Origin of the sequence: Pseudarthrobacter sp. NKDBFgelt, from assembly GCF_046097905.1 — a bacterium.
GTDB lineage: Bacteria > Actinomycetota > Actinomycetes > Actinomycetales > Micrococcaceae > Arthrobacter > Arthrobacter polychromogenes.
Window position 1 is genome coordinate 42,473 of record NZ_JBJURL010000001.1, and the last position, 15,277, is coordinate 57,749.

At 60.6% G+C, this 15,277-nt stretch carries 13 protein-coding genes; 3 read left to right on the forward strand and 10 right to left on the reverse strand.

What is annotated here, in order from left to right:
- Nucleotides 1-28: 28 nt before the first annotated feature.
- Nucleotides 29-688 (forward strand): TetR/AcrR family transcriptional regulator, encoded by a 660-nt coding sequence (locus ACKAE7_RS00190; protein ID WP_028271802.1) that lies wholly within the window; start codon nucleotides 29-31, stop codon nucleotides 686-688.
- Between the two features lie 722 nt (nucleotides 689-1,410).
- Here the strand turns inward: ACKAE7_RS00190 and ACKAE7_RS00195 are convergent.
- From ACKAE7_RS00195 to ACKAE7_RS00240, 10 genes are all read right to left on the reverse strand, one after another.
- On the reverse strand, nucleotides 1,411-1,740 hold the full coding sequence (locus ACKAE7_RS00195) for a hypothetical protein (RefSeq protein WP_400584942.1): 330 nt from the start codon (nucleotides 1,738-1,740) through the stop codon (nucleotides 1,411-1,413).
- Nucleotides 1,741-2,224: 484 nt separating this feature from the next.
- Nucleotides 2,225-3,232, reverse strand: coding sequence for a PDR/VanB family oxidoreductase (locus ACKAE7_RS00200; protein ID WP_400584939.1), 1,008 nt, complete (start codon nucleotides 3,230-3,232; stop codon nucleotides 2,225-2,227).
- Between the two features lie 49 nt (nucleotides 3,233-3,281).
- The gene (locus tag ACKAE7_RS00205) at nucleotides 3,282-4,379 is read right to left on the reverse strand and encodes a Rieske 2Fe-2S domain-containing protein (RefSeq protein ID WP_400584937.1); all 1,098 of its coding nucleotides are present in this window, start codon (nucleotides 4,377-4,379) and stop codon (nucleotides 3,282-3,284) included.
- Between the two features lie 557 nt (nucleotides 4,380-4,936).
- Nucleotides 4,937-6,412 carry an NAD-dependent succinate-semialdehyde dehydrogenase gene (locus tag ACKAE7_RS00210; protein WP_400584935.1) on the reverse strand — a complete coding sequence of 492 codons (1,476 nt, stop codon included), beginning with the start codon at nucleotides 6,410-6,412 and terminating at the stop codon, nucleotides 4,937-4,939.
- A gap of 273 nt (nucleotides 6,413-6,685) precedes the next feature.
- Complete coding sequence (locus ACKAE7_RS00215; RefSeq protein ID WP_400584933.1) at nucleotides 6,686-8,158, reverse strand: MFS transporter; 1,473 nt, start codon at nucleotides 8,156-8,158, stop codon at nucleotides 6,686-6,688.
- Nucleotides 8,159-8,344: 186 nt separating this feature from the next.
- Complete coding sequence (locus ACKAE7_RS00220; protein WP_400584931.1) at nucleotides 8,345-9,100, reverse strand: SDR family NAD(P)-dependent oxidoreductase; 756 nt, start codon at nucleotides 9,098-9,100, stop codon at nucleotides 8,345-8,347.
- 34 nt (nucleotides 9,101-9,134) lie between these two features.
- Entirely contained in the window at nucleotides 9,135-9,902 is a 768-nt protein-coding gene (locus tag ACKAE7_RS00225) for an SDR family NAD(P)-dependent oxidoreductase (protein ID WP_400584928.1), read from the reverse strand.
- 3 nt (nucleotides 9,903-9,905) lie between these two features.
- Nucleotides 9,906-10,826 (reverse strand): alpha/beta fold hydrolase, encoded by a 921-nt coding sequence (locus ACKAE7_RS00230; protein ID WP_400584925.1) that lies wholly within the window; start codon nucleotides 10,824-10,826, stop codon nucleotides 9,906-9,908.
- Nucleotides 10,827-10,966: 140 nt separating this feature from the next.
- Nucleotides 10,967-12,121 carry a serine hydrolase domain-containing protein gene (locus ACKAE7_RS00235; RefSeq protein WP_400584922.1) on the reverse strand — a complete coding sequence of 385 codons (1,155 nt, stop codon included), beginning with the start codon at nucleotides 12,119-12,121 and terminating at the stop codon, nucleotides 10,967-10,969.
- A complete protein-coding gene (locus ACKAE7_RS00240) occupies nucleotides 12,118-13,380 on the reverse strand; it encodes an FAD-dependent oxidoreductase (RefSeq protein ID WP_400584920.1) in 1,263 nt (420 codons plus the stop codon). Before ACKAE7_RS00240 ends, ACKAE7_RS00235 begins: the two co-directional genes overlap by 4 nt.
- A gap of 111 nt (nucleotides 13,381-13,491) precedes the next feature.
- On the opposite strand from ACKAE7_RS00240, the gene ACKAE7_RS00245 reads away from it, so the two are divergent.
- A complete protein-coding gene (locus ACKAE7_RS00245; RefSeq protein ID WP_408978173.1) occupies nucleotides 13,492-14,445 on the forward strand; it encodes a VOC family protein in 954 nt (317 codons plus the stop codon).
- 113 nt (nucleotides 14,446-14,558) lie between these two features.
- Nucleotides 14,559-15,275 carry an alpha/beta hydrolase gene (locus ACKAE7_RS00250; RefSeq protein ID WP_408978174.1) on the forward strand — a complete coding sequence of 239 codons (717 nt, stop codon included), beginning with the start codon at nucleotides 14,559-14,561 and terminating at the stop codon, nucleotides 15,273-15,275.
- Nucleotides 15,276-15,277: the final 2 nt, after the last annotated feature.

Consider the following 15,277-nt stretch of genomic DNA (forward strand, 5'->3'; position numbering starts at 1 on the left):
AGTTTTTAATGAAACTAGACTGGATTCCATGACTAAGAAGGCGAACGCACGCTCAGGCCCGCGCGGCCCCTACGCCAAGACCGCTGAGCGCCAACGGCAAATTCTTGAAGCCGCCGTAGAGGTCTTCGGGTCACGGGGCTACAACGGCGGCAGCATCCAGGACGTCGCGGACCGGGCAGGGATCAACCAGACCACGCTCCTCCACCATTTCCCCACCAAGGCTCAGCTGCTCGTGGCGGTGCTCGAGTACCGCGACCGGATCTCCACGAGCACCCCGGGCACACGGGAGCGGTTTGCCGAAACCATCGTGCGGCAGGCGAAACACAATGAGCGGATTCCCCACCTCGTAGAGCTCTACTCCGTCCTCTCCGGAGAAGCCACGACTGAGGACCACCCGGCCCGTAACTACTTCGTCCAACGCTTCGCCCGGCTTCGGAAGGAATACAGTGGGGAGCTGCGGTACCTCGCGAGCATTGGCCGGCTTCGGCCGGGCGTCGACCCAGATGTCGCGGGCCCTACCATCGTGGCTCTATGGGAAGGAATTCAAACCGAGTGGCTCCTCAATCCTGACACCGTGGACGTGCCCGGCATCCTCAAGGGCTACCTCGACCTGATCCTTGTGCCGGAAGAAAATGCAGGGTGGTCATCTGGTACCGAGACCCCCGTGGAAGCGCTGAATACACTTTGAAGACGATGCTTCACTAATCGGTTCCCGATAGAGGCGGCCGCCGTTCCCCGCCACGGGGCCACGGCAACGCCGAGAATGGATATTCGGTCAAGTAGCTATCGGGTAATGCCACGAAGCAGGAGCCGTGTGAGGGTTCCCGCACGCCTTGCCCGTAAAAGTTTCTCTGAGGTCGCCTCGCCCTAGAGCAGCGTTGGACAGGGTGACGGGGAGCGCGGGCAAGTTGCGGCGCCGGTCTGGCGTCAGAATAGCGCGAAATTCCGCATTGTTGACGGTGGCTCATGATGTTCTCAGATCCCACCCTGACAGTTGGAGGGGCAGGAAACCGAGCTGCGGTAGCCCGAGAACTATCAAAATAGTCCGAAGAATCAGGTCTTGATGGAAGTCGCTTAGCGAAGGGGCGGGTGATGTCACCTCCTGCGGTTCGTCAGGTGTCTGAGAACCAGGCCGGAGCTCCACCTACGGGGCAAGTCTTCCCACGTCAGGCGCCCCGACGTCAGGTTGGGGTGTAGTCCAATCTGACTGCGCGTCTAAAAACCTCCCGCCCGCGGACGAGCACTGTCCCCGCCCCCGCGGCAGGATCCTCTGTCCAGCGGTTTGAATCTTGCCTTACGGGGTCTGCGATTTGGTGGGCGCACCACCGTCTGGCCGGGGGAGCGCCATGTCCGGATTCAGTACAGTTCATTACCGTCCTCGGAACGGGTGTACGGGCCCGTCGACCTACTTCAAGAAAACACTTCGGCGATCTCATGGGAGGGGACGCCAGTTCCGCTTGGCCGAAGGCTCCAAATACGGTCGCCGTCGGAACGGTGAATCATTCGGCGAGTTGAAGCGCCGCCGGGACATACCCAGACGATGGAGCCGTCTTCCATCAGACCATCCACGGTGCCTTCGTCGGCTGGGACATTCCCGCGGCCGATCCACACGATGTCGCCGGGTTTGAGTAGTGTCCAGTCTGCTACTGGATAGACGGGCATGGTCGGGCTTGCAGCCGTCCCGTTGGAGGTTGCCGAGGAAAGGCCAGCGGAGTTGATCCTTCTCGCGGTGAGATTCATATCAGTTGCCTTTATATCCTGTCGGCTAAGGGTTCCGGTGCGGCCCTCGGGTGTGTCCTATACCCGGGCTGACCCACCACCGTCTCTTCCAGGGCATGCTTACGTGGGGATGTCCTAGTATCAACCCGCCGGGCCCAGTCGTCCGCCTCGTATGTTCGGCCGCGGGGTACTAGTGAAGAGACCGAAACCCGGAATAGCCCCCATTCGAGTCGGCGTACCAGGACGCCTGTGGAGGCTACTGCCCCATGGCCCTGAGCCTGTGCGATGGCGGCATCGAGTCGCTGCCATAAAGTTTCGGGCGGTTGCGGGAGTACTTCAATGGTATGCAGTTCGTCGGGAGTCGAAATCATGATCTCAGGACCCTTTCTCACGGAACGTTGAGACGAAGATGATCTCGGTCGTGCGTATTTCTCCGACCTAGCCCGAGAAATACGGAAGCGGCTGTGCGGCTGCACCTCGACTTTGATCAGACCGCACTCTGGAGTCAGGAAATATCGATTGTGACGACAGCAGGATGTCTGGTGCCTGAGTCCCCGGAATCGGCTTTTGAAGTTACAAGGCGTGAGACACAGCAGCACATTTTTTCAGCAGCATGTTGTTGGCGCTTGCTGTAGAAAACATCCCGGTGGTCGACGGTTCCTTCAATGCCTAGGATCCTCACCTCACAGAGCCCGCATTCACCTTTGCGGCAATCGAACATCATGTCCACTCCGGCGTTTTCGAGGGCCTCCAGCATGGTCCGGTCAGGGCTCACGCTTGTTTCGATGCCAAGCCTGGGTATTCGGACAATGAAGTCTTCCGGGTCGTGCCAGCCACTGTTTCCGAACGTCTCATACCGCAGATTCGGGGCATTCAGACCTCGCTCCGCCCATCCTCGTCTCACGGCATCCATCAGGCGGATGGGGCCGCACATGTACAACTCGGTGTCGGTGTCGATGCCGGCAAGCAATTGCTCGATGCTGAGGGACGTTCCTTCGTCGTCGACGTGGATGACGAGGTTTTCCCCGTGCAGGGCCACCAGGTCGGGCAGGTAAGCCATTGCTTCCCGGTTTCGTCCGGCGTAGACCAGCGTGTAGTCGTAGTTCAGGCGTTTGAGGACTCTTGCCATGTTGATGACCGCTGTGATGCCGATGCCGCCTGCCAGCAGGACGTATCGGCGGGCGCCGATTCTGAGCGGAAAGTTTTGGAGCGGCTGGGTGATTTCCAGCTGTTCACCCTCCCGAAGCCCGTGCATAAAAATGGATCCTCCACGGGACTGGGGGGCTCTGAAAACACTGATTGTCAGGAGGCGTCCGTCGTCGCTGGACTCGACGACGGAGTATGAACGTTTCTGCTGTTCGCCGTCGATTGTGAGGATGAGGTCGATGTGGGAGCCTGGTTCGGCCTTCTTGGGTGCCGAGGGCGCTAGAACGATTCGCCGAATATCTGGGGTTATGTTTTCGGCGTCGACTACAGCGGCTGATTGCCACACCTCGATGTTTGTTGCTGCCATTTTCTTCTTCCAGAATCTCTTTGGAGGCCGTGATGTGAGTGCGGCTTGCCTAGACGGTGGGTACCAGGCGGCCTTCATCGGCGAGCTGGCGTTCGATGAGGCGCCGTACCCACATGCCCCCGGCGTCGATGTTGAGGTTGTAGAACTCGTAGTCAGGGTTTGCATCGATTGCTGCCTGCTGCGCCTCCAACATGTCTTCGTCTTCCTTGAAGACTCCGGAGACCCCGTCCCGCAGTTGCGTGGTGATCAGCTGGCTGTCCAGCCTGTAGTTCCGCATGAAGGCCCAAAAGTAATGGCAGGTCTTGTCCGTCTCAGGTGAAATGGTGTTCATGACGTATCCGTTGACACCCTGGCTGCGGTCGCCCTCCGGCGCTCCGGTGCCTGCTTTGGCGACGCCGACATCGATGCGGATGGTAGAGGGGGATTCGAAGCGGATGATCTGCCAACGGTCGACTTTTCCTTCAAAGTCGGGAAACTTGTCGCGCATGTTCTTTAGCCAGAATGGGGGCGCGTCGATGTTAAGCATCCACCGAGCGACAGTAACGGTGTTCCCCTCGTGGCTCACCTCAAAGTCTGATTCGCTGAGCTCTTCCTGGCCGATGGTTGAGCTGTGCACGAATTCCTCGTGGGTGAGATCCATCAGGTTGTCAACGACCAGCTGGTAATTGCAGTTCACGGGGATGGTCAGTCCATCCCCGGCCCACGACGGGTCATCCATTTGGAACATATCGGGGACCAATTGGGGGTCGGCCAGAGTCGGATCCCCGAGCCATACCCAGATGTAACGGTAGCGCTCCACCACGGGATAGGAGGGGACGGTCGCACTGGGATTGATGGTTTCCTGCGCAGGCATCGAGACGCAGCGCCCGGCCGAGTTGTAGACGATCCCGTGGTACGGGCACTGGATTTCGTCCCGGGCCTTAACCGTACCCATCGAGAGCGGAGCAAGCCGATGCCAGCACGCATCTGCGAGGGCGACGGCGCGGCCATCCTCCGTGCGGTAGAGCGCCAGAGGCCGCCCGGCGATCCTCCGGCCCATGGGCTTGCGGGTCACCTCGTGGTCCCATGCTGCCACGTACCAAGCGTTCAGAGGGTAGCCCAGCACCTTATTCGTCGTCGAGGTCATCGACTGGGTATCCGTAGTCATAGCAGTTCCTTCCGTGCCCGCCACCCCGCAGGACGTCAACGTCGAGGGATGCATGCGTGTGGAGAATCGTGTGGTGAGGCTCAGACGCCAGTCACGATTGCCCTAGAGAGTGGGTCCAATCACAGTTTACCTATATACATAGGTGTTCGCAACATAGCAGCTAATCACCGTCGCAACCCTAAACCCGCAAGGCACCCGGGGTTTCCGTAGACCCCAACTGGAAATTTCTAATCCCGGCAGTGCGGATCCACTATGGAATGCGGACTTCCGGCCCCTGGTGTGACGTGGGCATGTAGGCGGGACCGTTTCGGCCACCGGGGTGCCGCGAATCCGGCCGATGGAGCCCTGAAGGCCTACAGTGCCCGGTATGCCGGGCGCCAATGGCCGTGGAACCGCCGACCCAGGGCCCAGAGAGGCACCTAGGGCGCCTGAATAGATGCGCTAATAGAATTTTGTCGGCGATGTCGGGGCAAGGGGTGCTGATCCGGAGGCCAAGATCACGACCGTGGGGTTCAGTTGGCACCTCACGGGCGCGCCCCGACCCTGCTCTGTCTGAATCAGTCTGAGTAGGGGTCGGGGAGGGCCATGTATTGGGTAGTGGTGTACTCCGAGATACCTTCGGCTCCGCCCTCACGGCCCAGCCCGGACTGCTTGACCCCTCCGAACGGCGCAGCAGCATTGGAAAGGGCGCCGGTGTTGTATCCGATCATCCCGAACTCGAGCTTGTCACTGAGCCTTTGGCCGCGGTTGAAGTCGGCCGTGTAGACGTACGCCGCCAATCCATATTGGGTTGAATTCGCCAGGACAACGGCCTCATCTTCGTTGTGGAATCGTGTCACCGGTGCGATGGGGCCAAATATTTCGGTCTTGAGGATCTGCGATTTCGGTGGGACGTTGGACAGGACGGTGGGTGCGTAGAAGTAGCCTTCGCCCGCGCCGACAGATCCGCCCGTAAGGATTTCCGCTCCATCCCATACAGCCCCTTCGACCAAAGCGTGGACGTCCCTGCGGGCATCTTCGCTAATGAGCGGCCCGACCTTGTTTTCGGGATCGGTACCGCGCCCCGTTTTGAGACCCTGCACCGCGAGGGAAAGCTTCTGGGAGAATTCGCGTTCAACGGATTCGTGGACTAGGAAGCGGTTGGCTGCGGTGCATGCCTGGCCCATGTTGCGCATTTTGGCAATGAGGGCACCCTCCACAGCCTTATCCAGATCTGCATCCTCGAAGACAATGAAGGGGGCGTTGCCGCCAAGTTCCATCGAGGTCCGAAGAACGTTTCCAGAGGCATCTGAGAGCAGTCGCTTCCCGATTTCGGTTGATCCGGTGAAGGATATTTTGCGCAGACGGGGGTCCTTCATGACCGCCCCCGAGATGGAGGCTGCGCTCGTCCCGGCAACGAGGTTCAGGACCCCGGCCGGGAGTCCCGCTTCGATCATGACTTCCGTGAACAGTTGAGCAGTCAGTGGTGTCAGCTTTGCCGGCTTGAGGATCATGGTGCAGCCGGCCGCGATGGCTGGAGCAACCTTACGGGTGACCATCGCGAGAGGGAAATTCCAAGGCGTGATCAAAAGACAGGGGCCAACGGGTTTGCGCTGAACAAGGATTCTGTTCTTGCCCTCCGGGCTGTTGGTAAAGCGCCCATAATCCCGCACTGCTTCTTCAGAGAACCAGCGCAGGAACTCCGCCCCATAGGCGACCTCTCCTCGGGCTTCTGCAAGGGGCTTCCCCATCTCGAGGGTCATGAGCAGGGCGAAATCTTCCGTTCGCCGTGTCAGGATTTCGAAGGCCGATCGAAGTATCTCGGCACGAGCCCGCGGAGCCGTCAGCGCCCAGGACGACTGAGCCGCGGCGGCGGCGTCCATTGCGGCCATGGCATCTTCCCTAGTGCCGTCAGCGACGCTGGCAATGGTTTGTCCCGTTGCCGGATCCTGGACGTCGAACGTGCGGCCGCCGGCAGCGTCCCGCCACCGACCGTCGATGAAAAGCTGTGTGGGGACACTGGCGAGAAGTTCTCGCTCACGTTCAGGACTCAATCGGAGCCTCTACTTTCTTTCTAATATTCTTGCGGCAGGAATGTGCCCTGGGCGTTCAGCTACTTCTTAATCAAATTCGGATCAGCACAGACTGATGCTCACTATCAGCCCTGGCCTGGGTCTTTCCGGTCCTCATAGACCGTGCCGGCCGGTGGTAGCTGCCGACTTTGCGTCAGTCATCCCGGAGCGTCCCGTTGAGGAACCCTGGACTGGACGGCCAGAAGGAGGGCCGCCGGTCCCTCCCGCTAAATCTGGGAAGAACCGGCGACGGATTCAGTGTCCGGACTCTACGTGGCTGAGACGGACTTTGGATGAGAGGAGCAACGAACTGACGATTCCAATGAGGGAAGCGCAGACCGCGATCAGCAGTCCTGCTTCGTAGTTGGCCGGGGTAGGCGGTTCCATCGGGGCATGCCCGGCAGAGATCGCTGCGGCGTACAGGGAGGTACCCAGGGCGGAGGCAAAAAGTGCCATGCTGACGTAGACGGACGCCGTGCCCGCACCTTGCTCATCGGTGGCCTCTGCCGCGATGACGTTCACGGCAACTGTGACCATGGCGGTGAAGCCGAAGGCATAGATCAGTACTCCGACCACCACGGCGGGGATGCTCGCGTAGCCCAGGTAGATGACGATGATTCCAACGGAGCACGCTATGGCTGACGCGAGTTGCACCCATTTGGCCGGGTACTTCTGCAGCAGCGGGACTGTGAAGCGGGGGGCAATGAAACCAGCCAGGATGTACGGCGAAAACAGGAGGGATGCCAAGAAGAGGCTAAGGCCAAATCCGTAGCCGAGAAGAGTCGGGCTGGTCTGTGCCCAGCCGAGGACGGTACTGAACAGAATCAAGCCGATGATTCCGGTCTGAACGAACACCGCGTACGCAGGGAGTAGCCGGGTGCTGAACGCCTTCTTCACGTCCAGCAGAGGATGGCGCGACTTGGATTCCCAGTAGAAGGACAGGGCGACGAGCGCCAGGCCTGATAGGACGAAGCCGATGGTGGCACCGGAGAAGACTCCCCAGGTCGTGCTCTCGTTTACTCCGATGCACAAGGAGGTCAGGCCGATGCCCATGAGGATGACTCCGCCGTAGTTGACGGTGCGCGAACTGCCGGCGTTACGGACCTTGGCATCCGATTCGGCAACCCAGACGAGAGTGGCGACGAGTCCTATGACGGTGAGAATTGCCCCGATCCAGAAGCCTGTCCGCCACGATGCACCCGCGTCAATGAGGAGGCCGCCAAGCCCGAGCCCCAGAGGGATCCCGACTGCCTGGAAGGCAGCGATGATTCCGATCGCTTTCCTCCTGTCGGGAGCCGTGAGACGGTCATTGAGGATGCCAATTGTCAGGGCCTGGCCGGCGACTACGCCCACGAGGGCACGGCCAATCACCAGCGTGATGAAGTTAGGTGCAAGGGCGCTTAGGGCGAAGCCCGCAGTGATGAGGACAAGGCAGATAATGAGCACGCGTCGATGGCCATGCAGATCCCCGATCTTCGAAAGAACGGGTACTGAGGCTCCGCCAGCCAGTAGGGTCGCAGCAACTGCCCAGGAGACCTGTCCGGGGGCAAGCCCGAGATCGACTGCCATGGGGCCGTAGAAAGGGATGGCTATGAGGGCGCCTACTTCATTGAGCAGCTGAAGCAGGGCCAAGGTGAGGGCCATGAGCAGCCCGCGGGATTTCCATGAAACGCGGCCTTGCACAGTACTGACCGGAGACCTGTCAGGAATTCCTTCAATAGTGGTCATGTGGGTGTAGTCCTTTCGCCCTTGAAAGTGATGAGGGGTTCAAATCGATCCGGCCAGACGCCAGCTGCAGCGGTTCTACATCGGATCGTGCGAGTCAGCGCAATCCGCCGATATGACGAATCCTATCTTCTTGTCGGATAGGTTGCTAGGTATTTGGCAGGTATATCTGCAAAGCGCCTGCGAGGCTTAGATGGTGAGGCCGCCGTCGATCAGCAGTGATGAGCCTGTCGTAAAGCCCGCTTCGTCGGAAACGAGGTGCAGGGCGGCTTTTGCGATTTCGTCTGGTTGGCCGATTCGGCCCAAGGGGGTGGCTGCAATCCCCATGCGTGCGACGTCTTGTGCTTCAGGGGCGAGGAAAATTTCCGTCTGGACCATGCCGGGCCGGATTTCGTTGACGCGGATGCCGTCGGCCGCGTGTTCCAGGGCGAGGGATTTTGTCAGCTGCCGTACGGCACCCTTGGACATGGAGTACAGGCCCGTTCCGGGTACGGGGCGTTCGGAGGCAACTGAGTTGATGTTGAGGATCGTTCCTCGGGTCGGGGTCCGCAGCATGAGCTTTACGGCGTGGACGGACGCTACGAAGTAGGATCGGAGATTGACGTTCATGATGTGCTCGAAGTCGGCTGTAGTGCAGTTGACCAAGGGCTTCGTGAGTTCGGTCGCCGCGTTGTTGACGAGGATATCCAGTCTTCCGGTTCTTTCCACGGCGGAATCCAGCAGCCACCGCAGCTCGTCGGGGACTGAGGCGTCTGTTTGGATGAACTCGGCAATGCCGCCGGCACTGCGGATTTTATCGACTACTGCACCCCCGCGTTCACGGCGACGTCCTGAGACAAAGACGTGGGCGCCGTTGGCGGCGAATTCCCGGGCGATTGCTTCGCCGATTCCCGCCGTGCTGCCGACGATGACTGCTGTTCTTCCGGAGAGTTTTGGTGCGTGCAAAGGGTTGCTCCTTATGTTTGGGGCTGTGTGTGGCCTACATGACGTATCCGCCGTTTGGGGAGATCGTCTGGCCTGTGATGAACGCCGCTTCGGGGCTGGCTAGGTAGACAATCGTGGCAGCGATTTCTTCTGCGCTTGCTGCTCTGTTCAGAACTCCCATGCCCACGACAGCAGCCCTCACCGCGGGGTCTTCCGGAAGCATGGGCGTGTCGGTGGCGCCGGGTGCCACAGCATTAACCCGGATGTTCTCCGGTCCCAGCAGCGCCGCGGTAGCTCTGGTGAGGCCCAGGACACCTGCTTTGGCTGCGGGATATGCCGCTGCGAGGGGGAAGTTGGCCAGCGCCCCCACGCTGGAGATGTTGATGATGGATCCTCCGGCTGCGCCATTGTTGCGCATCACGGAAACAGCCGCCCGGGTTACGTAGAAGGTGCCAAGCAGGTTGACGTTAACCACTAGGGAGAAGTCTTCGTCGGTGATCTCACTCAGGTCGTTGCCGAGGCCGCTTTTCATTCGTCGGGGTGAATCTGGAATCCCGGCACTGTTGACCACAACGTCAAGTCTGGAATGGTCCGTATCGATCCGTTCCATAAGGGCGTTGACGTGCGCGCTTTGGGTCACGTCAAGGGCGACCTGAATGAACCGTGGATTCTGGTCCGCCGCTCCCGACCCGGGGTGCAGGTCTGCTGCGTACACGGTAGCTCCCTCGGCCAGCAGTCGCTCCGCGACCGCCTTTCCTATGCCGGAACCAGCTCCCGTAACGAGTGCTACCTGATTGGAGAACCTTCGGTAGTTGTCGGCCATGTTTTACTCCTTTTGTGTTTCCTGTGAGGCGTCGTTTTGGCCCCGGGTGCCGAATTGCGCGTCGAGCCAGTGGAGAACCGGGAGGCACGTCTCTTCAGAGTTTGCTTCGAACATAAGTCCATGGCCATTGCCGTGTATTCCGAAATCGGTCAGCGATATGAGCTCGGCTTGCGCCCCGTTCCGCGTGAGAAAATCCACAACCGGGGGCGCGAAACTTCCTGCGGGGGAGGTCTCGCCGACAATGATTGCTACGGGCACGTCGGCGAATCCGGCGATCGTTGCAGGTCCTTCATGGGAAAGCTGGGATGCCTCGGCGTCGGCGGGGAGGGTGGCGACGGGGGTTGCTGTCAGTCCCCAGGTGAGGTTTCCCAGACCGGGAAGCTGCGCAAAAGGCGGTCCCATGGGTTCGATGGCGACAATGCCTGCCACTGACGCCGGTCGAAGATTCAGGGCCAGCCATCCGGCCGCCGCCCCGGCCGAGTGCGTGATCACCACGGCGGGGCCCACAAGGTCCAGAAGGTCAGCCATCCGTAGACCGTCGACGCGCTGGGCCTCAGCGAGATCGGCCGGCATGGCGCCCAGGGCAGCCGTTAGCTGCTGCATTTCGGCTCCCTTCGGGTCACGGGCCCACGGCCACGCCGTCTGGGTGTCGCCGGCCTGCTCGGGTGCGAAGAGCATGCTCGCCAGTTCAAAGCTGGTCTGTGGTCCTGTCTCACCCAGGACGTGGGGATGACGGAAGGATCGTCCGTGGCCTGGCCGGTCCACGACGTAGACGGCGTAACCCTCCCGGAGGAAGCGCTCAGCCCAGCCGGGCCGGCCGTCGGGGGTGCCCAGCCAGTCAGTGCCCTGGCCGCCGCCGCCGTGGACGAGAATCAGCGGGTAGGGCTGGGTGATCCGGGACGGGGCCATCCACTCGACGTACATCTGTCCGCGCTGAACGGTACCGAATTCGGTGGCGACAGCGTCGCCAGGGACCCAAAAGAACCCGCGCTTCTGATTGACGGCGGTTCGATCCTGTGCGTGAGGTGGTTGACCCTGTGCCAGGTCTTCCTTGGCAAGGCGCGTCACTGGAGTGCCCCCACGGTGATGTCCGATAGTTTCTGGAACCGCTCAATGTTGGCAGCCTGGCTGAGGAGTCCCGCTGTCAGTGCCACAAATACGAGGTCGAGTTCCGGGTCGATCCAATACAAGGTGCTTCCGGCGCCGTAGTTGCCGAAGGTTTCGGCAGTGGTGAGCGTCCCGAACTGGTGGCGCACCATGGCTGAGCCCCGAAGGCTGAACCCGAGACCCAAATATGCCGGTGGGGGCGTGTAACCCGCACGCAGGGCGACGGCCTTATAGATCTCGTTGGGCAGGTCACCTGTCCAATTTTGCCGTGCGAGGGCAATCATGCGGGGCGAAATGATGCGGTTTCCATCCAGTTCACCTCCTCGCCTGAGCATTTCGGCGAATCGGAGCAGATCTCCGGAGGTGGATGCCGCCCCGACCCAGGTAGCTTCGTTGACTTCTGCCTCGTAGAGGCCGTTGTCTCCCGGGGTAGTGCGGGACAGCGCCTTGACAGGCACCGTTCCCCTCATGTCCGGGATGACGTGGCGGTCCTTCATGTGGGGCCTGATTCCCAGACCTGAATCCGTCATGCCTAAAGGCCCGAAAAGGTCGGCTTCGAGGATCTCGTTGATGGACCTCCGGGCCGGGTCCGTCCGGCGAAGGACCTCGCCCAGCAGGACATGGTTGACCATGGGGGAGTAGTCACATCGATCGCCGGGTTCGCTGTTGCCGGCGGCTGCCTCGCAGACGGCGGCGACCATTTCGTCGAGGTTGTCCTGGTACATTCCCGGCCGTACTTCCCAGATGCCGGGGATTCCCGTTGTGTGGGTGAGGAAATGGAAGATGGTGGCGCGGTCGCGCGGGGCCCCTGAGAATTCCGGAATGATTTCGGACATTCTCGTGGTCAGGGCGAAACGGCCATGCTCGATGGCCCTGAGAATCAGGACGTTGATGAAGGCTTTGGTGCAGGAGAAAATGGAGAAGACACTGTCCTGCGTGATGGGCGAGGTTTTTGCCTCGTCGGCGAAGCCGGCTGCGTGATCGAACAGCAGTTCGCCGGCATGCGCGATCTTGATGGACGCCCCGAAATAGTGACCTGTGGACACATCGTGGTCCACCACGTTCTTCAGCTCATCCATCCGGCTGAGGGAGAGTCTCCGGTTTCCGGTCATCGGTTGGTCCGTCCTTGTCCGCTTGAAATGGGTTCGGGTGTCAGCAGCGAGGGGCTGCGGATACCATCGAGGGCCTTGAGGAATCCAAGCTGGGCCTCGGGAGTGGAGGTTCCCTGCCGCATCGGCTCTGTCGCCGCCGCGAGGGTCTCCGCATCCAGGCCGCCGTAGACAATGTTCTTCAGATTGCTTGCCATGGGAGATGTCATGGTGGAAAAGGTCTTGACGCGTTCCTCTGCGTACCGGTCCAGGATTGACTCATCGGCGGCCCCTCCCAGCAGTGCGCGGAACGCTTCGTGCAGTGCGAAGACATCGTACAGCCCTGTTGTGAGGCCCAGTCCACCTGTCGGGTTTGTCAGGTGTGCTGCGTCGCCGGCCAGAACAACTCGTCCCTGCCGCAGTTTGGAGGAGAGTCGCTGGTGCATCCGGTAGGGCCTGAAGTCGACGAGCTCGTATGCTGCATCTGGCCCGAGAAGCGCGCTGAAGTACTCCTTGATCCGGGACGCGACGGTTTCTTCAGGGAGCGCTGCCGATTCCTGGATGGTGCAGCGCCATAGTCCGTCCCGATTAATCTGCCCGATAACAGCCGGCAGTGTGGGATGGACGAAGAGGTTTGAGCTCTTGAAACCGAGCTGCCGGAAATCGAAGTGCAGATTGGTGGCTATGAAGCGCTCATCCCAGGTCGTCCCGTCCAGAGTCGCGCCGATGAGCGTGCGGATCGAGCTTCGGCCGCCGTCGGCGCCTACTACCCAGTTCGATCTGTGGGTGCGTGTGCTCCCTGTTTCGTTCGAGAGGGTGAGGCTGACGCCATGGGCGTCCTGTTCAAGACTGGTCACTTGTGTATCCCAGTGAATGGTCACGTGCGGCATTCGGGCCAGATGCTCAAGGACGATGTTGCACAGCTCGCCCTGGCCCATGTGGATGTTGAAGGGCGTCGGATGATGTCCTTCCAGGACCGTGTTCGGTGCAGACAGCACTTCACCGGTTCGGACCAGATGCATGTTGAAGCCCTCGTGGTCCACATGGCCCCGCTGCTTCATATCCTCCAAGATTCCGTAGCCGTCCAGGTCCGGCAGCAGCGAATTGAGGTAGACCATCGCACGGGGAGACATGTTCGGTTCTGCCTCGGTTTCGATGACTGTTACAGGGACGCCGTCCCGGGCCAAAGCCAATGCCATAACAAGGCCAACTGGGCCTGCGCCCACTACACACACCGATTCCGTGTCCATGAATTCCTCCTCTTTGAGGGTGGTTGATGCCATCCCTATGCCTTGACGGCTTATTTAGGATAGTGTGTCAGACAGCACATGACAACCTGTATGACAGGTACATGGCTGCCGCTTTTGGCTACGCCGAATCAAAGGAGATTAGAAATGACGTATGTAACGGGCTCCCACCACGTCACGCTGTCCGTCGGGCATGCGCAGGAAGACGTCGATTTCCACACCAAGGTGCTGGGAATGCGCTTCATCAAGAAGACGGTCCTTTATGACGGTTCCACCCCGATTTATCACCTCTATTACTCGAACGCGAACGGTGATCCCTCCTCGGTCGTGACCACGTTTCCGTGGGCGCAGGCCGGCGTGTACGGCAAACGGGGCACCAACCAGGCCCGAGAAGTGTTCCTCTCTGTCCCGTCGGATTCTTTGGACTACTGGGACAAGCGACTCGGCCAGCACGATATCGAAACCCAGATGACCGAGGTGTTCGGCGAACGACGCGTGAACTTCCGCCACCCCTCAGGACTCGAATACGTCCTGGTCGGCAACGACGCCGACCCCCGCGAGGGCTTTACCGGCAACGGAGTCTCCGCCGAGCATGCTGTCCACGGAATCCATGGCACCGGAGTGCACGTCTATGACCAGGACCGTATGGTCGAGTTCGCCCGCGATGTGTTCCAGGCCAAGGGAAACATCCAGGAAGAAGGAGACCGGGTCCGCTTCCAGGTCGGCGATGACAAGTTCGGCAACTACGTCGAATTGACAGGCAACCGCACCGATGAGCAGGGAACCTGGCACTACGGGGCCGGCACCTACCACCACTTTGCTTGGAATCTGGACACCCTGGAGAACCAGAACGCCATAAAGTTCGAAATTGAAGGGGCCGGTTACACCGACATCTCCGAACTGAAGAATCGCACCTACTTCAAGTCCCACTACGTCCGCACCCCCGGCGGGGCGCTGTTCGAACTCGCCGTGACTCATAACGAGGGTGGCTGGGACTGCGACGAGTCCCCCGAAGAGCTGGGCCAGGCGTTCATGCTCCCCCCGCAGTTCGAGGATCAGCGTCAGTCCATCATGGACCAGCTCGAACCCATTCAGGACTAAATCCGTCCGCTGCCACACCGGACTGAACAGCGGTGACGCGGAAATTGCCGGTACCCGTCCGCGTCACCGCTTCTGCCCTTGCCAGGGTCACGGAAGATTCAAAAGGAGCGCTCTTGAGTTCAACACCAAAACAGCAGCAGTCCCTGAGGGAATGGGGCACGCCTGCCCAGGATGCGGCTATGGCAATACTTTCTGTCCACGGCAGGGGTCAAAATCCCGAAATCATGCAGGACTTTGCCAGCTTCCTGAACGTCCCGGGCGCCCGGTTCTACGCACCCTCAGCCGAGGGGGCGACGTGGTATCCCGAACCGTTCCTCGAACCCCTGGAGCGGAACCAACCGCAGCTTGATCTCTCTTTGGCACTCATACCGCAATATCTCACCATCATCGCTTCGGCCGGGTTCACTCCCGAAAACACAGTGTTGTGGGGCTTCTCCCAAGGCGCCTGCCTCCTGTCCCACTTCCTCGCCACCCGCCATTACAGGTGCGGTGGAGCGGTGCTGTTCACAGGAGGGCATCTCGGGCCCGGGCCGCTCCCCGAGTACGCCGGCCGGCCCCTGACGGGCATGCCGGTTCTCATGCGCACCATCGCAGAGGACCCTTGGGTCCCCAGATGGCGCGTGCGGGAAACCGCCGCGACCCTCACCCGGCTGGGCGCCAACGTCGACCTCAAGGTCGCCCCCGGCACTGAACACATCATCACGGCGGAAGCGTTCGAGGCCGCCTCTGAGCTAATCAACACCCTGGCGCCGAAGAAGGGACGCTCCCCCCGATCCTTCGCGCCGGAGGTCACGGCGTCACCGGGGCCTAAAATCCATGAAGGAAGGTAAAT